Origin of the sequence: Chitinophaga sp. 30R24 (assembly GCF_049056765.1) — a bacterium.
In the GTDB taxonomy this organism is placed as follows: Bacteria; Bacteroidota; Bacteroidia; order Chitinophagales; family Chitinophagaceae; genus Chitinophaga.
This window is the reverse complement of the sequence record NZ_JBJGXX010000007.1, coordinates 74,604-100,157: the sequence shown is the minus strand read 5'-3', so window position 1 is coordinate 100,157 and position 25,554 is coordinate 74,604. Positions and strand designations below refer to the sequence as shown.

General features: G+C 42.8%; 17 protein-coding genes and 1 tRNA gene. 7 read left to right on the top strand and 11 right to left on the bottom strand.

The window, feature by feature from the left end; all coding sequences use genetic code 11:
- Window positions 1-22 precede the first annotated feature (22 nt).
- From ACDQ55_RS15575 to ACDQ55_RS15565, 3 genes are all read left to right on the top strand, one after another.
- On the top strand, window positions 23-2,449 hold the full coding sequence (locus ACDQ55_RS15575) for a penicillin acylase family protein (RefSeq protein WP_420982333.1): 2,427 nt from the start codon (window positions 23-25) through the stop codon (window positions 2,447-2,449).
- A gap of 73 nt (window positions 2,450-2,522) precedes the next feature.
- Window positions 2,523-2,595, top strand: a tRNA-Lys gene (locus ACDQ55_RS15570).
- Window positions 2,596-2,861: 266 nt separating this feature from the next.
- Window positions 2,862-3,434 (top strand): hypothetical protein, encoded by a 573-nt coding sequence (locus tag ACDQ55_RS15565; protein WP_420982332.1) that lies wholly within the window; start codon window positions 2,862-2,864, stop codon window positions 3,432-3,434.
- Window positions 3,435-3,505: 71 nt separating this feature from the next.
- Here ACDQ55_RS15565 and ACDQ55_RS15560 read toward each other — a convergent pair whose 3' ends face one another.
- Genes ACDQ55_RS15560 through ACDQ55_RS15550 form a run of 3 tightly spaced genes read right to left on the bottom strand, consistent with a single transcriptional unit; the run spans window position 3,506 to window position 7,509 of the window.
- Entirely contained in the window at window positions 3,506-3,922 is a 417-nt protein-coding gene (locus tag ACDQ55_RS15560) for a hypothetical protein (protein ID WP_420982331.1), read from the bottom strand.
- Window positions 3,923-3,964: 42 nt separating this feature from the next.
- On the bottom strand, window positions 3,965-5,773 hold the full coding sequence (locus ACDQ55_RS15555) for an ABC transporter ATP-binding protein (RefSeq protein WP_420982330.1): 1,809 nt from the start codon (window positions 5,771-5,773) through the stop codon (window positions 3,965-3,967).
- Window positions 5,770-7,509: an ABC transporter ATP-binding protein gene (locus tag ACDQ55_RS15550; RefSeq protein ID WP_420982329.1), complete on the bottom strand. Its 1,740-nt coding sequence runs from the start codon at window positions 7,507-7,509 to the stop codon at window positions 5,770-5,772. Before ACDQ55_RS15550 ends, ACDQ55_RS15555 begins: the two co-directional genes overlap by 4 nt.
- 260 nt (window positions 7,510-7,769) lie before the next feature.
- Between ACDQ55_RS15550 and ACDQ55_RS15545 the strand changes: the two genes are divergently transcribed.
- Window positions 7,770-8,789 carry a zinc-dependent alcohol dehydrogenase family protein gene (locus tag ACDQ55_RS15545; protein ID WP_420982328.1) on the top strand — a complete coding sequence of 340 codons (1,020 nt, stop codon included), beginning with the start codon at window positions 7,770-7,772 and terminating at the stop codon, window positions 8,787-8,789.
- Between the two features lie 8 nt (window positions 8,790-8,797).
- Here the strand turns inward: ACDQ55_RS15545 and ACDQ55_RS15540 are convergent, their stop codons facing one another.
- The 3 genes from ACDQ55_RS15540 to ACDQ55_RS15530 form a co-directional block, all read right to left on the bottom strand.
- Window positions 8,798-9,604 carry a hypothetical protein gene (locus ACDQ55_RS15540; protein ID WP_420982327.1) on the bottom strand — a complete coding sequence of 269 codons (807 nt, stop codon included), beginning with the start codon at window positions 9,602-9,604 and terminating at the stop codon, window positions 8,798-8,800.
- Window positions 9,605-9,738: 134 nt separating this feature from the next.
- Window positions 9,739-10,797, bottom strand: coding sequence for a response regulator (locus ACDQ55_RS15535; protein WP_420982326.1), 1,059 nt, complete (start codon window positions 10,795-10,797; stop codon window positions 9,739-9,741).
- Between the two features lie 14 nt (window positions 10,798-10,811).
- Entirely contained in the window at window positions 10,812-12,326 is a 1,515-nt protein-coding gene (locus ACDQ55_RS15530) for a PAS domain-containing sensor histidine kinase (RefSeq protein ID WP_420982325.1), read from the bottom strand.
- Between the two features lie 431 nt (window positions 12,327-12,757).
- Between ACDQ55_RS15530 and ACDQ55_RS15525 the strand changes: the two genes are divergently transcribed.
- From ACDQ55_RS15525 to mgtA, 3 genes are read left to right on the top strand one after another with little or no spacing between them, the layout of a single operon-like run.
- Window positions 12,758-13,591: a hypothetical protein gene (locus tag ACDQ55_RS15525; protein ID WP_420982324.1), complete on the top strand. Its 834-nt coding sequence runs from the start codon at window positions 12,758-12,760 to the stop codon at window positions 13,589-13,591.
- A gap of 25 nt (window positions 13,592-13,616) precedes the next feature.
- Window positions 13,617-14,453 carry a hypothetical protein gene (locus tag ACDQ55_RS15520; protein ID WP_420982323.1) on the top strand — a complete coding sequence of 279 codons (837 nt, stop codon included), beginning with the start codon at window positions 13,617-13,619 and terminating at the stop codon, window positions 14,451-14,453.
- A 9-nt stretch (window positions 14,454-14,462) separates the two neighbouring features.
- The gene (gene mgtA, locus ACDQ55_RS15515) at window positions 14,463-17,048 is read left to right on the top strand and encodes a magnesium-translocating P-type ATPase (protein WP_420982322.1); all 2,586 of its coding nucleotides are present in this window, start codon (window positions 14,463-14,465) and stop codon (window positions 17,046-17,048) included.
- A 15-nt stretch (window positions 17,049-17,063) separates the two neighbouring features.
- Here the strand turns inward: mgtA and ACDQ55_RS15510 are convergent, their stop codons facing one another.
- The 5 genes from ACDQ55_RS15510 to ACDQ55_RS15490 form a co-directional block, all read right to left on the bottom strand.
- Window positions 17,064-19,457, bottom strand: a complete 2,394-nt coding sequence (locus tag ACDQ55_RS15510) for a phosphoketolase (RefSeq protein WP_420982321.1) — start codon at window positions 19,455-19,457, stop codon at window positions 17,064-17,066.
- Window positions 19,458-19,481: 24 nt separating this feature from the next.
- Window positions 19,482-20,663, bottom strand: a complete 1,182-nt coding sequence (locus ACDQ55_RS15505; RefSeq protein ID WP_420982320.1) for an acetate/propionate family kinase — start codon at window positions 20,661-20,663, stop codon at window positions 19,482-19,484.
- Window positions 20,664-20,889: 226 nt separating this feature from the next.
- Window positions 20,890-23,097: a Gldg family protein gene (locus tag ACDQ55_RS15500; RefSeq protein WP_420982319.1), complete on the bottom strand. Its 2,208-nt coding sequence runs from the start codon at window positions 23,095-23,097 to the stop codon at window positions 20,890-20,892.
- Entirely contained in the window at window positions 23,094-24,038 is a 945-nt protein-coding gene (locus ACDQ55_RS15495) for an ABC transporter ATP-binding protein (protein WP_420982318.1), read from the bottom strand. The genes ACDQ55_RS15500 and ACDQ55_RS15495 overlap by 4 nt, the downstream gene beginning before the upstream one ends.
- Window positions 24,039-24,119: 81 nt before the next feature.
- The gene (locus ACDQ55_RS15490; RefSeq protein ID WP_420982317.1) at window positions 24,120-25,553 is read right to left on the bottom strand and encodes a RagB/SusD family nutrient uptake outer membrane protein; all 1,434 of its coding nucleotides are present in this window, start codon (window positions 25,551-25,553) and stop codon (window positions 24,120-24,122) included.
- Window position 25,554 lies beyond the last annotated feature (1 nt).

Here is a 25,554-nt window from a genome sequence, read left to right as displayed (position 1 = left end):
CAGATAACATCCGATACGTCATATGAAAATCATTCCCGCTGTTATTGCTGCTGCAGTTACTTTATCATTGACCTATGCTTTCAGTCATAAATTGGGTCAGATACCACCGCTGGGCAGTTTGTTAAGTCCGCAGACAGGCTTTTGGCAGAATGCTGAGCCTATAGGAGAATTTCCGCATGAGCCTTTGATCTTGCCTGGCCTTACCGGGAAAACAGAAGTATGGTATGATGATCGTATGGTGCCGCATATTTTTGCCGACAATGAGGCAGACGCCTATTATGTGCAAGGATATGTAACTGCACGGGACCGGCTTTGGCAGATGGAATTACAGACTTACGCCGCCGCCGGCCGTTTATCTGAAATTCTCGGCCCTAAGATGATTGCCTACGACCGTAATCAACGCCGCAGGGGTATGGTATATGCCGCCGAGGGAACAGTTAGGGAAATGTTGGGAGATCCGGCCATAAAAGTGGCCGTTACCTCGTATGCTGCCGGTATCAACGCTTATATTGCCACGTTAACGCCTGCCACCCTGCCGGTAGAATATAAAATACTTGATTATAAGCCAGAAAGATGGGATATCATTAAGTCGGCTTTGCTGCTTAAATACATGGCGCACGACCTGGCCGGATTTTGTAACGATCTTGAATATACGAATGCACGCCGCCTTTTTTCCATGAAGGATTTTAACCTCATGTACCCTGATTTCCATGAGCTTACAGATCCCATCATCCCTAAAGGCACAGCTTTTCTGCCAGCATCTGTAAAAGCTATACCTCCGCCCGATAGCCTACTGGCAAGAGATGCTGCTTTTATGCACTTCAAAGAAGATAAACCAGACCCGGACAATGGCAGCAATAACTGGGCGGTAGCCGGCAGCAAAACCCGCTCCGGCGCTCCTATACTATGCAGCGATCCCCATCTGGGCCTCTCATTACCCTCCCTTTGGTACGAAATACAGTTGCATACACCGGATATGAATGTATACGGCGCTTCCCTGCCCGGTTCTCCTGGCGTGATCATCGGCTTCAACGACCATATCGCCTGGGGCGTTACCAATGGAGAAGAAGATGTAAAAGATTATTATCAAGTACAGTTCCGCAACGGCAGGCAGGAATACCTTTTCAATGGCAGTTATCGCAAAGCAGACCTGCGCATTGAAACCATCAAAGTACGTGGCGCCGCTACTGTATATGATACGGTAGCGTATACTGTATGGGGTCCTGTTATATTTGACAATACTTTCCCCGACAAAATAACCGGAACAGCCTTTCTGGCCATGCATTGGAAAGCATTGGACCCCTCTAATGAACTGGCTGCTTTTAACCGCCTGAATAAAGCCCGCAATTACGACGATTACCTACATGCACTTACCTTCTATACCTGCCCCGCACAGAACTTTGTATTCGCCGACAAAGCCGGCGACATCGCTATCTGGCACAACGGACAATACCCCCTACGCTGGAAAGACCAGGGTAAATGGATCATGCCGGGAAACGATAGCACTTATGCCTGGCAGGGCTTCATTCCCCACGATGAACTGCCGCATATCAAAAATCCGGGTCGTGGCTTCGTTAGTTCTGCTAATCAACGCGCTACCGATAGCACCTATCCTTATCCATTATATGGTTCCTTCGATTTGTTCCGCGGAGTACGCATCAATGAGCGGCTGTCTGCTATGAGCGCCATCACCCCACAGGATATGATGCAATTGCAAAATGACGATAAGAACCTGTTTGCCGCCACCGCTATGCCCATGATCCGGCAACATATTGATAGCAGCTCCCTTACAGCCGCTGAGCAACCCTATTGGCAGCTGCTTTCTTCCTGGGACTTTATGGCTACGCCGGACAGTAAGGCGGCTACTATTTTTAACCAGTTCTGGCAAAAACTGGAAGATACCATCTGGCAAGATGAACTAAGGCCCAACGATAGTACTGTGCTCGCCTGGCCGCAATCTATTACCACTTTGCAACTGTTATTACGTGATACTTCCATGCACTTTATCGATAATATCAACACGCCCCAACGTGAAACGCTGTCGCAGTTGGTGCATGGCGCCTTCGCTACCGCTGTTAAAACACTGGCGGCGCTCAACACCGCCGGTCAACTGGAATTGGGCAAAGCCCGCGGTACAGACATCAACCACCTGTCACGCGGTATTCCTGCCTTTAGTGCGCAACACCTGAACACCGGCGGCGGCCAGCATATCGTGAATGCTACCAAACAAACGCATGGTCCCTCCTGGCGCATGGTGGTACAGTTGACCGATAAAACAGAAGCATATGGTATTTATCCCGGTGGGCAAAGTGGTAATCCTGGTAGTCCGTTTTACGATAACAGCGTAAATGACTGGGTGGCGGGGAAGTATTATTTGCTGCATATATTCTCACCAGAAGAAAAAGATAACGCTGTAATCCGCTACAAGCTTGTGTTTACAGGGAAATAAATTTTTTAAATAAAAATTTGGCTGGAATGGAATAATTACTATCTTTGCACTCCGTTAAACAAACGGGGTTAACGATTCCCTAGCTCAGTTGGTAGAGCAATACACTTTTAATGTATGGGTCTTGGGTTCGAGTCCCAAGGGGATCACAAAAGGCTTACAAACCTCGCGCTTGGCGCGGGGTTTTCTTTTTTAGTTGAGCGTTTAGTCGAGTTCCTTTTATATAACCCCGATTTCTTTCCCATACTTTATACAGGTTAATCAGCTTTTATTAATGTACGAATATCTGTATCAAAATTGACCTATCTTTTTAGCAATTACAAAATCTTCTAAACTAAGTGACAATAACTGCAATAAGTTATTTTAGGATTAGACAATTTATATTGTAATTTTAATACAATAAATTTTTGTGAGAATGGAATGCAATGACACCCCACGTGAATTCGTGTTTTATCATGCAGATCGATCTGCTTCATTAAAGGAAGGGCAGAGAATTGAATTAAATGAAAACGATCTTTCAGTTTTCGGAGAAACGTACTGGCATGTTTTTCAAACGAAAACTGTTGAAGAAATGGATAGTACCCAGCGAAGGGAATTCTATTTGGAAAAGATAAGAAGAGAGCCAGAATTCGTTCTATATACCTCTCGATTGCAATGCATTTTTGCTGCTAATACTTTAGCTGAAGCTATAGTGTTTGCCCAAGCAATAACTCCTGTTCCTTCACACCCGATTCCCATATATGAAATATATGCAGATAGATTTTGGAATTTAGATACCACTTGGATAGATTTTGTGGAGGGGCCAAATCAATTTGCGCAGTATAGAAGCTATTGGCATGGTAAAATCTGTAATTATAGACCAAGTAAAGGTGAAAGGTGTATCCCCAAAGTGGAAGTTTTAATACCACTACCTGCAAGAATTGGAAAAATTGTTTATACAGTAAACAATGGGGATGCAATATTTGATCCCAGAAAAGATTTAATTTAAAGTCCTTTCTTCAATCCAACAATTGACCAGTATGTAGTGTATAATCGACTTTCTTTAGTAATCCCAGAGTGCTATTGAAGTTGATGGTAAATAATCTTTTCCCATTTCTTTCGGTTTTCTACGCTTTCGATGAAATGAAAGAACGCAATATTCTTTTTGTAAGATTTTTCCACCAAACGCCTTAATAAATCTAAGTTCTCTTTTTGTACAGCATTCAATAGTTCCAGCTGTTCTTCAATTTCCTCCAGTGTATGTTCATTGATGAAGTTGGATATTTGGCCAAGCAAGCCAACAATCACATCTGACATCTGGGTAAGTACATCTGCTTTAGAATCACTGAAATCGAAATTAGTAAGTGGCTTGCCGTGGTAGGTCAGTGTTGTTTTCCCCATTTCAATTTGAATATCTGCCTCTTGATCAAAATGATGAAATGAATTAATGAAGGTATATACAGGTCTACGATAGAGGTCTACAAGACTGTTGATCATAACATGCTTTTTTTCGTCTGTAAGAAAGATAAGTTCTGGAATTTAATCAAACTGGCTTTGATAAAGTTCAAAATATCGTCCTTTTTGCTGTAACAAAATTTGGTGGCGGCCTCGTTCAATAATTTCTCCGTGTTCTAAAACAATAATTTCATCTGCGTTACGAATGGTCGACAAACGGTGTGCAATAACAAAACTGGTGCGGCCTTTCATTAATTTATCGATACCGGTTTGAATATTGATCTCGGTTCGGGTATCTACAGAACTGGTGGCTTCATCCAGGATCAGAATGGGTGGATTGGCAACAGCAGCTCTGGCGATGTTTAATAGTTGACGTTGTCCCTGGCTTAAATTATTGCCATCACCTTCCAGAACTGTTAAATAGCCTTTCGGCAACCTTTTGATGAACGAATCGGCGCTGGCCAATACTGCAGCGGCGATTACTTCTTCATCTGTTGCATCCAGCCGGCCGTATCGGATATTCTCCATCACGGTGCCATTAAATAAATGAGTATCCTGTAGTACCATGGCAAGTGATCGCCTCAGGCTGTTCCTTTGAATGTTCCTGATGTCAGTGCCATCTATCATTATTGCGCCTGACTGGATATCATAAAAACGTGGCAGCAGGTTAACGATAGTGCTCTTACCAGCGCCTGTGGAACCAACAAAAGCAATTTTTTGCCCCGGGGAGGCCTGTAGGGAAATATCTTTTAAGACAACCTGCCCCTCGTTATAACCAAATATAACGTGATCAAATACTACTTCACCTTTTACATTGCTTAGTGCAGTAGCATTTTTTTTGTCTGCTGTTTCGGGTAGTTCGTCTATGATTTGAAAAATACGTTCTGCTCCTGCCATTGCAGCTTGTAGCGTGTTGTACTGGCTTGATATTTCATTGATAGGGCGCGCAAACTGCCTGGAATATTGTAAAAAAGCGGCAAGCCCACCTATATCAAGACCTCTTGTAATCGCGATAATGCCGCCGGCCGTTGCAGTGAGGGCAAAATTAATAGTGTTTAAATTTTGCATGATCGGCATCATGATACCTGAGTAAAACTGTGCTTTGGTTGACTTGCCACGAAGATCGTCGTTTAATTTTTCAAATCCTGCTATGGTTTCCTCTTCATGACTGAATACTTTTACCACTTTTTGTCCGGTTATCATTTCTTCTATATAGCCGTTAGCAACGCCCAATGCCACTTGTTGACCGGTAAAAAAAACTTCACTTTTTTTAATGATACGGCTTGCCAGCCAAAGCATAACGGATACGATAGTGATGGTAACAACAGATAACAGTGGACTTATATAAAACATCAGGATAAAGGTACCTGTTAAGGTAATGGTACTGGTAAATACCTGTGTAACACTATCGTTCAAAGCTCCGCTTACATTGTCCAGATCATTGGTAAAACGGCTCATCAACTCCCCATGACTATGGGAGTCATAAAATTTAACGGGTAAAAACTGCATTTTGCTGAACATATCGGCTCTTATCGCCTTTACCATTTTCTGGGCAACGGTGATCATTAACCTGTTTTGTAAAAAGGCAGACACTGCACCGGTTATATAAAAGGTAATTAACAATAGGGTCATCTTCACCAGCCCGGTGATATTACCTGGAATGATATAATTATTTATTATAGGCCTTAAAAGATATGCACCAACTACCGTAGCTGTTGTATTAATCAGCAGGAAAAATATAACCAGCAGGAGCAACAATTTTTGCTTTCCCAGATAAGTCGATATCCTTGTTATAACCTGCCAGGTATTTTTAGGTCTTTCAGTAGATATCATCCCGCCACGATGACCCGGTAGGCCGCGCGGTATGGAGAGGGAATTGCGGTCTTCATTCATAACAGATTTTCCTCCTTTTGCTGTTGTGAATAATAAATTTCCTGATAGGCTTTATTCGATTGCATTAATTCCGCATGCTTACCCATACCCACAATTTCGCCATTATCCAATATGATTATTTTGTCGGCAGATTGAATCGAGCTAATTCTTTGTGCAATAATGAATAAAGTGACTTGCTTCAGGTCAACTTGAAAGGCATCCCTTATTTTCATTTCTGTAGTTGAATCCACCGCGCTTGTACTATCGTCCAGTATCAGCATATTCGGCTGTTTGATGAGCGCCGCCGCAATACAGATACGTTGTTTCTGACCGCCGGAGAGATTAACTCCACCTTGCCCCAGTATGGTTTCATATTGTTTTGGAAACGACATAATAAAATCATGCGCCTGGGCATCTTTGGCGGCGCGGATAATATCATCATCTGTAGCCAAAGGGTTGCCCCATTTCAGATTGTCTTTAATAGTCCCAGAAAATAACTGGTTTTTTTGCAAAACCATTCCAATGCTGCTTCTTAGGTTATTCAGAGAGTAATCCCTCACATCAATATTGTCAATTAATACCTGCCCTTTCGTGACATCATATAAGCGGGGAATAAGTTGAACCAATGTGCTTTTGGCTGAACCTGTGGCGCCTATAATGGCGATCTGTTCACCTGGTTGGGCAATGAAATTAATATCTTTAAGTACGTATTCTTCACTTTCTGGATGGTATTTAAAAGACACTCCTTTAAATTCAACTTTACCCTGTTTAACCTTTAAATGATTAGCCAGTACTGATGGACTATCCTGAATATCTACTGTTGTGTTTAATACTTCCAATATACGGTCGGATGAGGCGCCGGCTCTCGAAAAGGTCATGATCGTCATGGAAAGCATGGTTAACGACATCAAAATTTGGGTAATATAAGTGATAAATGACATCAGGTGTCCTATCTGCATAGTACCCGCTATAATCTTTCGCCCCCCAAACCAAACTACGGCAACAATAGATATGTTCATTACCAGCATCATTACGGGCATCACCATTACCACGATACCCGAAGCTTTTATGGCAATATTTCTCAGGTCGTTATTGGCAATAGCAAATTTATTTTCTTCAAAAGATTCACGCACAAAAGATTTAACCACCCTGATGTTTATTAAGTTTTCCTGTATAGCGGCGTTCACCATATCGAGCTTTTGTTGCATTTTCACAAAATAAGGAAAGCCCTTTTGCAGGATGAAAAAGATGCTTAACCCTAATACCGGAATGGCGATGGCAATAATAAATGCCAGACTTGAATTAATGCGGGCCGCCATAATAACGCCAAAAATGAGCATTAAAGGTCCCCGGATCAATAACCTGAGCGACATCATGACCACCGTTTGTATAATATTTACATCATTGGTAAGTCTTGTAACGAGTGAAGCCGAACTGAAATGGTCAATATTTAAAAAAGAGAAAGTCTGGATTTTTTTAAAAAGGCCACTTCTTAATGCTGCTGCAAATCCAACAGATGCCTTTGAGGAATAATAAATGTTGCCCACATTGCCTACAATGGCAACAAATGACAATATCAGCATGATTCCCCCGGTAACGATTACATAATGAATATTTTTATGTTGTATCCCCTGGTCAACAATTTGAGACATAAGTTGGGGTTGTACAATTTCGCCGATAACATCAACAACTACCAGCAAGGGGGCTAATATAAAAGCTGTTTTATATTTTTTAAGAAACTTTAAATATTCAGTCATTATGGATAAATAAGCCGAAGATGAAAGCGCTTATTATAAATATACATCATTTCGTTGAACCTGTTCAATGACATAGACTGTTCAGGAATGTAAATTTTTTAGCAGAAATATAATAGCGAACGTTTCCTGGCCCGGCAGCTGTAGCTTCCATACAGTGGGTAACATTAAAAATCAGCGCTACCGGTACAGTAGTTGCTGTAAGCTTTGGGTACTTCTCGAAGTGCGTAACTCGCAATTGCTCATTTTTAAAACTAACGATAATGAGTGTTTCTGCCCTACCAGCTAACATGAAAGCGATGGTGTTGGAAAAACCGGGAACGCCATTGCAACTCAAAACGCTTTTAATCCCGGTTCCGTTGGCCAAACAAGTTTTAATAAAAGTGATTGCCTGCGGGATTTGCAGAACAGATCTGCATATTATGGATGGAGAACTGTCAGACCCCATGCTTCCACTGATACCTGGTCATGAAATAATAGGAGAGGTAGTGGCTACCGGTGAGGGGGTCAGCCTGCTTAAAGTGGGAGATATAGTGGGGGTTCCTTGGTTGGCTTATACTTGTGGTAAATGTAAGTACTGTGTGCAGCAAAAGGAAAATTTGTGTGAGTATGCACTATTCACCGGTTATACTATGAATGGTGGTTATGCTGAGTATACCGTTGCTTTTGAAGCATATTGTAATATAATGCCATCTATGTATGCTGATCCTTCCGGGGCTCCACTATTATGCGCTGGCTTAATCGGGTTCCGTGCCTGGCGGATGATAGATGAAGCCGCAGAACAGATAGCTATTTATGGTTTTGGTGCGGCTGCCCATATCCTTACACAGATAGCACAATTTCACTATAAATCGATTTTTGCCTTTACCAGGCCGGGGGATGCCGCCAGCCAGCAGTTTGCGCTCGACATGGGAGCTATATGGGCGGGTAGTTCGCTGGATGCTCCGCCAGTAAAAATGGATGCTGCCATTATTTTTGCGCCTGATGGATCTTTGGTACCCATAGCCCTGTCTCATCTTGATAAAGGAGGCACACTAGTATGTGGAGGGATCCATATGAGCAATATACCTTCTTTTCCGTATGATTTATTATGGGAAGAAAGAGTGTTGCGCTCAGTTGCAAATCTTACGCGCGACGATGGCAGAGCGTTCTTTAAAACAGCCACAAAGGTGCCTGTCAGAACAACTATACAACGGTTTACATTATCTCAGGCAAATGAAGGGCTGGCAGCGCTGCGAAGCGGCCGCATAAGGGGGGCCGCTGTATTGGTAATGTCTTCATAATATGCCGTTTAATGGTGCGCAATAAACAGGGGCACCTTATGCTCATTGATGATCTCTGAAATAAAGCTATGTTTGAAAGCCCTGGATATATTTGATCTGCCATAAGCGCCACTTACAACAATAGGATTTTTAATATCACTTAACCAGGTGCCAAAGTATTTTTTGGGATCGGCATTCAATAACTGGATGGTCAGATTAGTGAAATAATAAGTAGCTAGCTCACGTATCTCATCAAATTCTGGGATGTCTTTTGTTTTTTTTACATTATTAAATACCAGTATGGTTGGCTTGTTGCATAATTGAGGGAAAATATAGGTAAAATATTTTATGGCATAAGCAGAAGAGGCACTACCATCATAGGTTAATACAACATTTTCCGGGAAGGTGAATTTTTCGGGAGCGGCTATAACCGGACATTCTGTTTTATGGAGGGCGTCTTGAAGGAATTTATTAGGGCCATTGGGGTTAAGGTTACTATAGAATTTTTCACTACCCAATAGCAAAAGATCTGCAAAACGTGTTTCTTTTTTTAATTCTACCAATGCAAAATCATGAAGATTATTATGCACAGTAAAAGTTATATTGTTCCGTTGGCAGCTTTCCTTGAATATGGTTATACTCTGTTCCATGGCTGTCGTTGAATAATTCTCTATTAAAGGTACAAATACAGAAGTATAGCGAATGTTACCGGCTATAAGTTGGGGAAGGAAAACACCGGATAATAAAACCGGCTCGTGTTCGTTCATTTTACAGACAAACTCAAATGCCCCTTCCGGAAAATTTTCACCATCAATTGCCAGTAGTATCTTTTTCATGTACAATAATTTTAAGGATAATTGATCTCCATTATTAAAAGTAGGTGGAGATTGTTTGTTATAACAACAACTTTCATTGGTAAGCTGTTCATTGGGGAGAGGAAAGGATTACCTGGAGAGGCAGTTTCCTGCCTTTAGCACAGCATATTTGATAGTTTATGTTCATCAAGAATTACTACAGCGCCCTCCCGGATATCTATTAGTTTCTCCTCCCGGAAATCATATAGTGTGCGGATAAGGGATTCAGTAGCTGCGCCAGCCATTGTAGCCAGGCTTTCGCGGCTAATATCTATGGTGAAAGGAGCTTCACCTTGCTGGTTATATTTTTTATATAGATTGATCAATGCTTCAGCTACTTTCTTACGCAGGGAGTTGTAAGCGAGGCCGAGCAGTTGCTGTTCTTTCGTAGTGATATTTTTGGCTAACATGCGCATTAGCTGTACGGTTACTTCGTGGTGGTTGTTAAGTAAGGCTTCAAAGTCTTCCAGAGGAATAACCGCAATTTCGCTTTCCTCCATTGCCACTGCTGTTTCTTTATAGAGGGAATCTTCCAGCAAGGCAGTATAGCCGAGGAAGTCACCGGCAGAGTATAGATCTATTACTAATTCTTTTCCATAATCATTTGTTTTGATAGTTTTTACTTTTCCCTGCTGTACATAATATAATTTTGTTGGATGATTTCCTTCTGTATAAATGGGTTGCTTTTTTTTATACTTTTCAATGTTTCTTCCTTTAGATAGCGATTCAAGTGATGCTTTACCGGTGGCTTCGTACATCAATTTATTTAATCCTTTGAGGTCTGGTGCAAATTGTTCTTTTTTGATAGCTGCTTTTTTTAGCCTGCTTGCTATCGCGTCCCAAAGTTCTGTGCCACTAAATGGTTTAGTAATATAATCATCTGCTCCCATTCCCATCCCTTTACGGAAATCAGACCTCTCCGTTTTTGCTGTCAGGAAAATAAACGGAATATCCTTTACTTCTTCATGTTGCTGCATCAGGTGTAACACACCAAAACCATCCAGTATGGGCATCATAATATCACATACCACCAAGTCTGGCAGGTACTTTAGGATCATTTCAATGCCTGTTTTACCATTCTCTGCACTTAATACACGATATCCGGCAAGAGCGATAATGTCTGTTGTATTTTCGCGCAGTTCCTTGTTGTCTTCTATTAATAGAACTGTTTTCATTTTAATATCAACATTTATTGATTCAAAGGAAAACGAACGGTAAAAGAAGTGCCAATGCCCGGTTCACTTTTACATGAAATAATGCCATTCATCAGTTCACTGTATTTGTTTGCAATGTGCAGCCCAAGTCCTGTTCCCGGTATATTACTGGCATTTGTTCCCCGGTAAAATCTTTCGAAAAGATGTTGTTGGTCTTCTGCCGACATCCCGATTCCATTATCTTTTACGGTTAACACAAATTCTTTTTCACTTTTACTGGTATTTATCTTTATGTGGCTGCCTGCTTTTGAAAACTTAATAGCATTGCCTAGCAGGTTCATTACAATATGTTTAAGTAAAGAAGCGTCCAGCAGCAGCATTGGAGTGCCGGTGTGACAGTATATTATTTCTTGTTTTTCTTTTATTAAACTTTGCATTTCCTGTATAATAGTATTGAAATATTTCTCGACGTTAAATTCAACGTGATGTACTTGTATTTTCCCTTCTTCAATTTTTCCCACAGACAGAAAGTCGTTCAGCGTATCGGTGAGTATGCTTACCGCATCTATAATCCGCTGTATGTGCTTGTTATGGACTACCTGATCTTTCTCTTCGGCATAATGTTTTATAAGGAATGCAGAAGAAAGTATAGTGCTAAGCGGTGTCCGGAATTCATGGGAAGCCATCGAAACAAACCGGGATTTTAAATCCCCCAATTCTTTTTCCCTACTTAATGCTATAGTTAATTCTTCTTTGGATGTTTCCAGTTGTGCTAACGCTTTCTTAAGTTGATGAGTACGTTCTTCAACCATTTCTTCTAACTCATTATTAAGTTTTTCGATGCTTTCTTCTGCTCTTTTTCTTTGCGTGATGTCGCTGATATAGGCAATTGTAAAGCTGCCTTCTTCGTTGGAGTAGTGGCTAAGACTGATTTCTACCGGAAATTCTGAGCCATTTTTATGAACGGCGAACAGATCTTTACCAATTCCCATTGGCCTGCTTTGAGGATGTTTATTATACCGGTGCCGGTGTTCTTCATGTTTGTGGTGCACCTGCTGAGGTATCAGTACCTCCACTTTATGGCCTAATAATTCTTCCCGCTTATATCCGAATTGCTCCAGGGCAAAATCATTGATCAGTACAATTTCGCCCTGCTGATTGGTCACTAATATACCTATGCTGGCGTAATCAAATAAGGCGCCAAAACGCTGCGACTCTCTATTAACTTGTTGTGTGTAGAATGGGTCTGATAAAATGTTGGTGATGCGGAAAACACAATATTGTTTATAATGATGTTCAAACAGTATTTCTTCATAAATCCCTATGAAAGTTGCACCGTTCACATCTTTCCATTGTTTTTCTTCTAACAATGCTTCATCTGCTTGATGGTGTACAACCATATGCCCGTATCCTAATTGATTTTGCTCAAGGATCAGCTTAATGGAGGCGTAATCATCCGTTCCAAGCATCTTTACACCATTTTTGTTAATGTATAGTAGCTCCCCATTGCATACGTCCGTAACTGCTATCAATCCTGGAGCACGTTCCATAATTGCGGCAAGTATGCTTAACTGAAAGTTTATATCAAGACCATCTAATGAGAAGCTCATAAGCCTGAGTGTGATGGTAAATAATCTCTGGTGAAATTTATTCTCCGGGAAGAATCCGCCGAAATACTGTTCTCATTTACAACCAATCGTTGAAAAATATATCCATGCATCCCTTCTATCAGACTCTCTTATGCAATAATCAGGTTTTATCCTACTTGCATGGATCATATACTAATGGAAAGTTAAGGATTTTATAGGTTGGAATCAAGGTTGGAGACCTGCGGAATTTATGCGTTACATAGGTCATCCGGTAGCTAAGCGATTTTCGTTGGGCAAATAGGTGATTATAATCAGGATATGAGTTGAGTACTGTCATTCTTTGAAGAGGAGCACAGAGGTAACTTAGCATGAAAACCAGAAAAATTATTGTTATGGAAAAGATATTATATGTTACAGATGCTGTGAAATTAAACAGGCCCTGCCTCGACTTTGCTTGTTATATCAGCAATCTGACACATTCGAAACTTACTGGTGTATTTCTTGAAAACCAAATATTAGAGCTCCGGTCGAGTGAAGCTATTCAGGAAATAGCCATTAGTCCGGCTGTTCCCGGTGCATCGTTGGAAGGCCAGAAAGAGCTCTACAGGGATGAGAATATAGACCTCTTTAAGCATGTCTGCGAAAATAATGGTGTAAACTGCTTTATACATCAGGATACGGGAATGCCGGTAACGGAAGTGGTAGCTGAGAGCAGGTATACCGATCTGATAGTAGTAGATGCCACCACCTCCTTTTCCTGGAGGCCAGAAATTGCTCCTACCGTATTTGTAAAGGAAGTGCTGGAAAAATCAGAATGCCCCGTAATAATAGCGCCGGAAGATTTCGAGGGGGTAAATGAGATCATCTTCACCTATAATGGAAGCAGTTCATCCGTATTTGCTATCAAACAGTTTACACACTTATTCCCGCAGCTCCGGGATCGCAAAATTACGGTGCTTAGTATAACTGACGCCGGTAAGCCAATTAAAGGAGATAAAGATAAATTGAAGGAATGGTTGCAGGCCCATTACGACCAAATAACATTTGTTGTGCTGGAAGATAGGAATGTACGGGCTCGCCTGCTGGAATATCTGGTGGAAAAAGAGCAGGTGTTTATTGTGATGGGCGCCTTTGGCAGAAGTATCTTATCTAATGTTATCATTCCTAATCCTGCAGATCCAATAGTGAAACTTATTACACAGCCTATTTTTATCACACATTATTAATGAATTTTTCAAAATAGTCATCATTATGGAAAAGATAATAGCAGCAATCGATGCCCTTCATTTTTCAGATGAACAGGTAGATGGCTTCAAATATTTTGCTAAAGAAGCCAACAGCCCGCTTACAGTAGTATGCCTGGATAATATTTCCAGTGAACTTATTTCGTTGGCAAGTGCGTATCCTGAAGCCTATACGATCAATTATGAACAAATTACAGTAGAAAACAGGGCTGCATTGGAATATCAACGAAATTCCAATATTAAACAATTGCATGAAGTTTGTGATAATTGTAACGTTAATATCAACATACGGGAAGCAGCCGGTTTTCCGGCACAAGAAGTAGTCGCTGAAAGTAGGTTTGCCGATCTTTTAATGATTAGTAGCAGCACTTCTTTTGCTACGCTGGCGGATAGTAATCCGCCAAGGTTTGTAAAGGATGTACTGGTTGAAGCAGAATGCCCGGTGATGGTATTGCCGGAAGTGCTTTCTCACATCAATGAGATTGTGTTTTCTTATAATGGCACTTTTTCATCTATGTATGCTATCCGGCAATTTACCCAGCTTTTCCCGGGTTTTTCTGATATGCCGGTGAAAGTGGTATACGTATCGGAGAAGAATTACAAAACAATTCCATGGGAGCAAAAGCTCCGTGAATACCTGGAATTGCACTACGATACAGTAGAATTTATTATTTTGAATGGAGAGCCGGCAACAGCGTTTCTGGCAATGCTAATACACCGGAAGGATTGCATTGTTACTTATGGCGCTTATGGCCGAAGTGGTGTTTCCCGGTTTTTTCATCGCAGCGATGCAGAAAGTGTTTTACGTACTACCAATGTTCCAGTGTTTATTACACATCCGTAAAGTAATGGTATGATGACAATAGACCCCCAGGCAGAAAATAACGAAAAAGACCTTACTGATCTCCCATTGGAAAAGATGGAATCAGCAATTGGTTATGTTCCTGGAGGACTCTCAGCGGAGGAGGCTGGCAAGAGGCTAAATAAATATGGTTTTAATGAAATAGCAAGAGAAAAACCATTATCGCCCTGGCTGAGGTTATGGAGAAACCTGAAAAACCCCTTGGTTATTCTCCTGAGTATACTTGGTATTATCTCCTTACTAACAGGGGATATCAGGTCAACCATCGTTATTTTTATTATGGTGATCCTGGGTATAGTACTACGTTATGTGCAGGAAATGCGGGCAGATAAGGCGGCTGAAAAGCTGAAAGCCATGGTGAGCACACATGCTACCGTATGCAGAGATGGCAAGGATATAGAGGTGCCACTTAAAATGTTGGTACCGGGCGATGTGATCAAACTGGGAGCGGGGGATATGGTACCAGCTGATGTTAGGGTACTTTTTGCGAAAGACCTGTTTCTGAATCAGGCTGCATTAACAGGAGAATCGTTGCCGGTGGAGAAGTCTGCTATTGCGTCTTCCCCGGCCACAGGTAATCCCCTGGATGCAGATAATATTTGTTTTCTGGGCTCTAATGTAGAAAGTGGAACAGCAACGGCAATGGTGGTTCATACAGGTGCTAAAACCAACTTTGGCTCCCTGGCTACCCATATTACAGGTCAGCAGGTATCTACCAGTTTTGATAAGGGCATTAACAGTTTTACCTGGTTAATGATCCGTTTCATTTTCGTGATGGTGCCTGCAGTATTTATTATCAATGGCCTTAGCAGGCATAACTGGCTGGAGGCATTTTTGTTTGCACTGGCGGTGGCAGTAGGGTTAACCCCGGAAATGCTCCCTATGATTGTTACCGTTAATCTTTCTAAAGGGGCCCTTGCCATGTCGCATAAGAAAGTGATTGTAAAAAGATTAAATGCTATTCAGAATTTTGGGGCCATGGACGTATTATGTACTGATAAAACCGGTACGCTAACGGAAGGAAGGATTGTGTTGGAACAATATCTGGACCCGGAAGGCAATGCCAGTCAGAAGGTGCTTGATTACGCATACCTCAACAGTTATTATCATACCGGTCTTAAAAACCTCATGGATGAGGCTATCCTGGATCATGAAGAGCTTACTGCAGCATTAAATATGCGTAACGGCTATAGGAAAATCGACGAAATTCCATTTGATTTTGTCCGTAAACGTATGTCTGTTGTATTAGACGATAAAGATGGTTTAAATATCCTGATTTGTAAGGGCGCTGTAGAGGGACTGATGGAAATATGCAGCCAGGTGGAAGTAAATGGTGAAGTAACTGATTTACTGCCAGAAAAACGGCAGCAGTGTGCGGATAAGGTAGCGGCAATGAATGCACAGGGATTCCGGGTGGTAGCCCTGGCTTATAAGAAAATGCCAGGGGCGCCAGATGAGCCGACTTATTCCATCGGGGATGAATCGGATATGGTGCTGTCTGGTTTTTTGTCTTTCCTGGACCCTCCAAAAGTATCTGCAACAGAAGCATTAAGGCGTTTGGCTGCTTTAAAGGTAGATGTTAAAATACTTACGGGAGATAATGAAATCGTAACGGCTTATATCTGTAAAAAGGTGGGGGTACCCGTTGAGCGTATATTGTTGGGCGTGCAAATTGAGAAAATGGATGAGGCAGAACTGGCGGCAACAGTGATGAATTACAGCGTATTTGCCAGGTTGGCGCCGGTGCATAAGCAACGTATTATTCAGGCGATACAGCATAAAGGGCATGTAACCGGTTTTATGGGAGATGGCATCAATGATGCACCGGCACTAAAAGTGGCGGATGTAAGTATTTCTGTAAATAGTGCGGTGGATATCGCAAAAGAATCTTCCGATATCATTTTGTTGGAAAATAGCTTATTGGTACTGGAACAGGGCGTTTCAGAAGGACGTAGGGTATTTGGGAACATTATCAAGTATATCAGGATGGCGGCCAGTTCTAATTTTGGTAATATGTTCAGTGTAGTGGGAGCAAGTGCATTTTTGCCTTATTTGCCTATGTTACCTATCCAGGTGCTAACCAATAACCTGTTATATGATTTTTCCCAAACCACTATTCCAACAGACAATGTTGACGCTGATTGGTTAGTGAAGCCCCGTAAATGGACCATTGGAGAAATCCAGCGCTTCATTTTAGTGATTGGCCCTATCAGCTCTATATTCGATTACATTACTTTTTTTATACTCTGGCACTTTTTCGATGGCAAACATCAGCCGGCACTTTTTCATACGGGCTGGTTTATAGAATCGCTTTTCACGCAAACGCTGATTATCCATGTGATCCGCACTAACAAATTACCTTTCATAGAAAGCAGGGCCAGTTGGCCTTTGATAATGACTTCCCTGATCGTGGTAATAATAGGTGTTTGGTTAACAGTTTCCCCGTTGGCAGCCATATTAGGATTTGTTCGCTTACCTTCTACCTATTGGTTATGGCTGGCGGGTATATTGTTTGCTTACGTGGCCCTTACACAAGTTGTCAAGAATTGGTTCAATAAGAGGTACCATGGCCAGTAGTTTCTGGTATTACCATCAGACTTCCCATTGCCAATGCCTGATCTCTGGCATGTCTTCACCATTGGCTGCTATATACTGTTTATGTTCCACTAATTTATCCTGGAGTTGCTGTTTCAGATAAATTCCTTTACTGCCTGTTTGGGGAAGCCGGTCTATGGCGTCCATTACCAGGTGGAAACGGTCCATATCATTGAGTACGGTCATGTCGAATGCAGTGGTAATGGTGCCTTCTTCTTTATATCCTCTCACATGGATATTATTATTATTGACGCGGTTGTAGGTTAACCTGTGGATTAACCATGGATAACCGTGGAAGGCGAAAATAACAGGTTTGTTGGTAGTAAACAGGGAGTCAAAGTCTTTATCGGTTAAGCCATGGGGGTGTTCTGTATGCCTTTCCAACTTTAATAGGTCAACTATATTGATTACCCTGATTTTCAGATCGGGCAGGTGTTTTCTGAGAATAGTTACAGCTGCCAATGTTTCAAGTGTGGGTACATCCCCGCTGCATGCCATCACAATATCGGGTTCGCATTCCTGGTCGTTACTGGCCCAGCTCCAGATGCTGATGCCCCGGGTGCAATGTTCGATAGCGTCTTGCATATTAAGCCACTGGGGAGATGGGTGTTTCCCGGCAATAATAACGTTCACATAATGGGTACTGCGCAAACAATGATCCATAACAGATAATAAGCAGTTGGTGTCGGGAGGGAGGTATACCCGTACAATTTCGGCTTTCTTGTTGATCACATGGTCTATAAAACCAGGGTCCTGATGGGTAAAACCATTATGGTCTTGCCGCCAGACGGTGGAAGTCAGTAAAATATTTAAAGAAGGTATTTTTCTCCGCCAGGGAATTTCAAGTGTCATTTTTAACCATTTGGCGTGTTGGTTAAACATGGAATCAACGATGTGAATGAAGGCTTCATAGCAGTTGAACACACCGTGTCTGCCTGTAAGCAGGTAGCCTTCGAGCCAGCCTTCACATTGATGTTCGCTCAGCATTTCCATTACTTTACCCGATGGCGCCAGAAATTCATCTGTTTTTTCTATATAGGGCAGCCATTGGCGGTTGGTGGCTTCAAATATTGCTTCCAGGCGGTTAGACACTGTTTCATCAGGACCAAAAACCCTGAAATTGTTATTGTCTTCATTCTGCCGGATGATGTCCCGTAGAAAACGTCCGGTTACATGTACGTCTCCCTCTCCTGCAGTACCGTGTACAGCCACATCTACGGCATATTCCCTGAAGTCGGGTAAGCGCAGGTTGCGCATCAATACTCCGCCATTGGCATGCGGATTGGCCCCCATTCTTCTTTCTTCCTTTGGTGCTAATGCTGCAATATCACTTTTCAGGCGGCCACGTTCATCAAATAATTCTTCTGGTTTATAGCTCTGCATCCATTTTTCCAGTAGTTGCAAATGTTCGTCGGGCGTATTAGCAGAAACGGATAATGGAATCTGATGTGACCGGAAATTACCTTCTATCTGGTAACCATCCACCACTTTTGGACCGGTCCAGCCTTTAGGAGACCGTAAAATGATCATAGGCCACCTGGGCCGGGTAACATTACTTCCCTGACGTATAGCTGTTGCCTTTATTTGCCGGATCATTGCAACGGCAGTGTCCAATGCAGCTGCCATAGCCTGATGCATTGGCGCTGGTTCGGTTCCTTCCACAAAAATAGGCGTCCAGCCGTAGCCATTGAATAGCTGCTCTAATTCTTCATGCGTAATCCTTGCCAGCACGGTTGGGTTAGAAATTTTATATCCGTTGAGATGTAAAATTGGTAGTACTACGCCATCATTAAGTGGATGAAGGAATTTATTAGAATGCCATGCTGTAGCCAGCGGGCCTGTTTCTGCCTCTCCATCGCCTACTACACAGGCTGCAATTAATGACGGGTTATCCAATACCGCCCCAAAGGAATGGCTGAGCGCATAACCTAGCTCGCCCCCTTCATGTATAGAACCAGGCGTTTGTGGTGAAGCGTGACTGGAAATACCACCAGGATAGGAAAACTGGGTAAATAGTTTTTTGAGCCCTTCTTCATCCTGAGTGATGGCAGGGTATACTTCGCTGTAAGTACCTTCCATGTAAGTGCCGGCTACTACTGCCGGTCCGCCATGTCCCGGACCTGATACATAAATCATATTCAGGTCATATTGGTTGATAATCCTGTTAAGATGGGTGTAAATAAAATTCTGTCCTGGTGTAGTTCCCCAATGCCCTAACAGCATATTTTTTACATGTTCTATTTTGAGCGGTTCCCTTAGCAGGGGATTATCACGCAGGTAGAGTTGCCCTACCGATAAATAATTAGCGGCGCGCCAATAAGCATGGATTTTATTCAATAAATCCGGAGATAAGGGACTGTTTTTGCTTATTGCGGGTGATATGGTATCCATTTTAATAATTTTATTTAATGGTTATTACTGTTTCGCTTTATCAGTGATCATTTTGTTTACTATTTCTGCCATCATCCCTTCTTCATCAGTTGGTATAACACGCACGGATACATTTCCTTCATCCGTTGAAATAAGGTCCTGATTTGCATGATTACGTTTGCTATCCAATTCAATTCCCAGGAATGCTAATCCTTCACATACGCTTTGTCTGATAATGGCGGCATTTTCACCTATTCCGCCGGAAAACACCAGGGTATCAATGCCTCCCAATGCGGCGGCATAAGCGCCAATTCTTTTTTTTATATCATAACAGAACAGGTCTACCGCTTCCGCAGCTCTGATGTCTTTTTCTGCTTGTTTCAATAAATCGTTCATATCACCGCTTGTTTCTGAAATGCCCAACAAGCCGGATTCATGATTAACAAGATGATTGAACTCGTCTGCAGATAAATGTTCCGTTTTCATGATAAACCAGGCAACACCCGGATCGAGGTCACCGGAACGGCTACTCATGGGGATGCCTGCTGCAGGTGTGAAGCTCATGCTGGTATCAACACTGCTTCCATGGTGTACTGCAGCTAAACTCGCGCCATTGCCCAGATGGGCCAGCACTACCCGTCCGTTGGCGGCCACTTTGCCGGCTATTCTTTCAAGCGCTTGTAGGAGATATTGATAAGAGAGGCCATGAAAGCCATATCTATGTATGCCTGATTTTTCAAACCGCCTCGGTATAGGCAGCAATTTAGCTACACGCGGCATGGTTTGATGAAAAGCAGTATCGAAACAGGCAATCTGGATAGTGTCTGGATGATGTTGTTTAAATACCTCAATTAGTTGGATTTCATTAGGAAGATGGTCGGGGTCATATGGGATAATTTGTTTCAGTTCTTCCACGAGCGCGGGCGTAATAAAGGATGGATTTAGATATTGCATACCATGAACAATGCGGTGTCCTATGGCATTTATTTTTTTTAAATCCACTTGTTTTTCGAGCCAGCTTATAAGATAAGCTATGGCAGAAGCATAGCTATTTACAATAGCTGGAAATGATGTTTTTTCGGGCACATTCGATTCACTGAAACTGAATTTAATATCTTTAAAACCGATTTTACTTATTTGTCCTGATAAGATTTTTTCAGGTATTTCGCTTTGCTTATACAGGGCAAACTTAATGCTTGAAGAACCTCCGTTAATCATTAAAAGCATAGCACCGTTTTGTTTGTTTGATGTGCTCCCGTCTCCTCCGTTTCAACGGAGACGAGGGGCGACACGAACACGATTTTGTAGTATCTCGGTAACAAGTTAGTAGGGCTTTTGTTCACAAATCTAACTGGTGTTGGTATCAGGTATTAGGAGTAGCCTGCTGCGTATAAATCAAAAAAGGCCGCCTGCTGCTAGGCGACCTTTTTACTATAGTGGGTTGGTTTTAATCTTATCTTCTCTTCCTGAATATCAGTAGTACAGTAGCAAAAGTTAGCAGTGAAGCCGGTAATACGCCAAAGAAGAAGCTCCGCATATAAAGTATTCCTGTATCATCAGTGTCAATAGTATCCCTGGAAGGGATGGAGCCGGTATTTACCGGGAAATCTCCATAGGTAAACCACCGGAATAATTCTGTGATGAACGCCTGGTTCCAGGTAGATGGCTGGCGCCGTGATAATTCTCCTGTGCTCATAAAGTCTGCATCGCCGGCAACAATAATCCGTTGTGTTTTATTTTGCATTTTCCGCTCCAGGGCCATCGCCAGTACTTGGTTGTTTGGGGTAACCAATAATGGGATGGCATGGAATTGTTGCCGACCGGTATAGCTAAGGTTTACAGCACCTGTCAGGGAAACGATAGCGCTGTCTGCTTTATAGGCAGTTAATTGAGGGGAGAGTAAGTTTACCTGATCTGAAAGGCTTGCCAGTATAAAATCTGGTGCATAATCCCGGCTTTCTATTTGTATAGGGGCTTCTCCGGCCTGTATATTTAATTGTTGCAACAGGGGCTGGAAAGTAGCGGATGATCCCGGCTCAGTAATCAGAAAAAGATTGCGGCCGCTGGCCATGTATTGACGCAGTTTTTCCTGTGCTATAGCGGTGAGCGGTGATTTAGGAGCAGCTATCACAAGTACAGCGGTGGATGCGGGGATATCTTGTTGGTTAAGGTTGACGGTATCTACATTAAAGCCTTGATTGATCAATGCTCCCCGGAAAGACAGCTCATTCACAAATTTTCTGAAATCGGCATCACCGGCTTTGGTAATGCTTCTTTCCCCGTTCCCGGTCAGGAAAGTAATGAGGGGAATGGCAACAGGGGTTACAACGCGCTTTAATGCGGCTGTAAATTCCTTTTCGCTGGGATATATCATCACATCATCGTAATAGCGCAGGAAAGTTTTTTTATCGCCATACTGCAGTTGTCTGACCAGGCGGTTCTCTTCCGGCTTCAGGTCTGCCATTTTTTTGATTTGTGCTGGAGACAATACTTTGCTGAAACTGATGTCTTGTATGTCTGCTACTTTTTTAGCAATGGCAGCATCGCTTTCACCCGGATAATTTTTATACAGTTCTTTGTTGTAAGCAAAATCGTAATAGTATACGTAATTCATCTGCAGGTTGGGCATAAAGCGCCGGTAAGGCGTCAGTAGTCTTTCGTCTGCACTTTTTTTCTCCGGGGCGCCCAGGTAATAATTGTTGTCTAGTATGTTCACATAGGTAGTGATCTTCAGTGGTTGATCCATACTTTTTATGAGCTCCCTGCTTTGCTGGCCAAGGGTATGCGTTTTGGTAGCTGTCATGTCTAGATAGCCGGTAAAAAAGGGACGGGAGCTGAGGTATCCGGTCAGGAAGCAGAATGCTACCAATCCTGTATACCTGATGACACGTATATAGGCTGGTTTAGCCTCGCGTTGGTCTTGTAGGCGCATGCCTGTAACAGCCAGGAAGAAACCGATTACCAGGAAGAAATAGTATAGATCTTCTGTGCTGATCAATCCATAAATAAGTTGCTCTGTTCTGCCGGCAATAGACATAAAGTAAGTAATATGCCGTATGGCATCGTTGCCCTGTAACAGGCTACCAATAAAGTTGAGTACAGCAAGAATAGCCAGGGTGCTGATAGCAGCTACTACCTGGTAGGTGGTAAGCGACGACATGAAAATACCTATTGCTGCATATGCGCAGATCAGCAGGTACAATCCCAGTGCTCCGGATGTTAACAGGCCCCAATCGATATGCGCCACGAAAAAAGCGCCGGCAATACAGTAGAGGGAAATGATCACCAGTAGTAAAGCTCCGTAGCCCATCATCGCCAGGTATTTGCCCAATACAATATCTCTGACTTTAATGGGAGACGATAGTAATAATTTGATAGAACCGCTGTGTGTTTCCCGGCTAATCAGGCCCATTGTTAAAAGCGGAATATAGAAATAGAGTGTACTCTTTACGCCGGGAAAGAAACCTTCTTTGCTGGCAAATATCATAAATGTAACATCGGTGAAGTGATGTCCCATGCGTTGCGCACGTCCGATCATCTGGAGGTAATACACAAAGTCGATGCCTACCTGTATCGGGAATACAATTAAGATCAGCCAGGCAACTGGCGAATGGAACAGGAGGCTGAGCTCCTGGCGGGCTATTCTGAAAACGATTCTCATGATGGTAGGGCGGATTTATTTTTTTTGTTGGATAATTGGGCGAAAATATCGTCCAGAGAGCTTTTCTCCAGGGTGATCTCTTTTAATCTCCATCCCCTGCGGACGCTGATCTCTACTATGTTTTCGGTAATGTCGGGCGTTTGTTCAAACCGTAAGCGTATAGTGTTTCCCGTTAGAAACTCCACATCCTTGATACCTTTGAGTGTTTTCAGTTCTGTGGCATCAGGTGGATTGGCCATAGTGGTGATCAGACTATCTGGTTCTATGTAATTATTGAAAGAAGCCATCGTATCTTTAAACACTATTTTTCCGCCTTCAATCATAATAATATCCTGGCAAGTGGCTTGTATTTCAGAGAGGATGTGGGACGAAAATATCACTGCCCGGTCGCTGGCTATTTCTTTTATCAGCTGCCTTACTTCCAGTATCTGGTTGGGATCGAGGCCATTGGTGGGTTCATCTAATACTACCAGTAGTGGGGTATGTATCAGTGCCTGTGCGATACCCACTCTTTGGCGGTAACCGCCGGAAAGGTTGCCGATCAGCCTTTTGCTGAAATGGGCCACGCCGCATTTTTCTTTTACCGCCTCCACCGCTGGTTTAATCTGGCGCTTATCTATATGCCGGAGATGAGCGCAATAGGTAAGGTATTCATCTACTGTTTGCTCCAGGTAAAGCGGCGCATTTTGCGGCAGGAAGCCAATCCTTTTTTTGGCTTCTTCAGGAGCTATTCTCATGTCAATGCCTTCTATCAGGACTTTGCCCTCGGTTTGACTTAGCACGCCACAAAGAATATTCATAGTAGTGGACTTACCGGCGCCATTAGAACCAAGCAGCCCCACAATACCTTTTTTATTGATACCGAAGCTGACATCTTTTACTGCCCAGTCTTTACTGTAGCGGTGGGAGAGCCCTTCAATTTTTACGATATTATCTTGCATTTGTGATGAATTAAGTACACAGTAATTGAATGGCGCCGGTATTTCACGGCGCCACTGTGAGAACAGGGTTAGGATAAAAAGTTATGGATTCAGCGGCCAGTCCGGGTTAAATATGGTAGCATCCGGCCAGAGCTGCCGTACATAGTTATTACTGCCAGGCAACAATTGATAATCTTTGCCTTCCGCGGTATGCGTGATCGTTTTTTGAAAACGCGGTTCTTTATTCAGCCGTTTCAGGTCTATTACCCGCATATTGGTGAAAGCCAGTTCCCGTCTTCTTTCTTCCAATACAAAACGCAGTACTTTTTCGGCATCGTTGTTAAAGTCGGCAGGGGTAAATGTCTGATAGGTGCTGGGATCGATCCTGTTTACCCTTAATTTATTGATATCATCCAGTGCTGCAGCCAGGTTATTACTGCGGGCATTACATTCTGCCCTGTTGAGATACAGCTCTGGTACGTTCAGGTAATTACTGTAATAGTCGCCGCGTAGGAATAACCGTACATGGAACCTGTTCATGTAATTATAAGGAGGTGCAGGGGGCCAGCCATCAGCGTAGAATAGTGCCCAGCGTTTATCATCGCTGCTAAAGAGTGCTGTTAGCTCGGGAGAGGCGCAAACGTCCATTCCTAAGCCGAAAGGCCGCAGGAAATGCCTGGCCACGATGGTTTCTGTGTTGTACTGTCCATCAGGGATATCGGTCCATCCGAGTGGTGTGCCAGGTATATTGGGGAAAGGGCCAGGCACTGTTACGTTGTATTTATTCATGTTTGCCAGTTCACTTTGCAGTGTAAGTGCCAGGTCTGCATTTTTCTTTGCATTGTCGTAGTCGCCCATAAACAGGTATACCCTGCTTAACAGCGCATAGCCGCCGGCTTTGCAGGCCCTGAATTTGGTTAGCTTATGTTTAACCGGAAGATCTGGTATCGCCTCGTTGGCATCGCTGATGATCTGGTCGTATACTTCCTTAACGGTATTGCGTTTGAATTTAGCGTTGATATCGGCTACTAGCGCAATGGGGACGCCCAATTGTGTGGCTGCGGTGGCGGCATCATAATGTTGTGCATACATATTTACCAGCGCCAGGTGCTCCATAGCCCTGCCCAATAACGCTTCTGCACGTACGCTCCGCTTATTTTCTGCTGTTCCTTCTGTTGCGTTCATGATGTTGTTGATAATCGTATTGCAATAGAAGATCCGCTTGTAAGACTCGCTCCACATGGGCTGTGGCGTGCCCTGGTCATTTACATTGGGATTAAAGGTATAGATCCGCCGTCCGGGTAGTTGCTGTTTGGTGAACAGGTTGCCCGGATCTCCTTCCGGCAGATAAACATCATCAGAGAGAAGATCTTCGAAATAATCTCCATAGTTCACCATGGTACCGGAATTGAGCATGTTCTCATAGTCTGATACTGTTACTGGGATGAATTTATCTTTTGGTTTGATGTCCAGGAACTTATCACATCCTGAAATAATCGCGAGATTGGTTATAATATATAGATGTAGTTTTTTCATG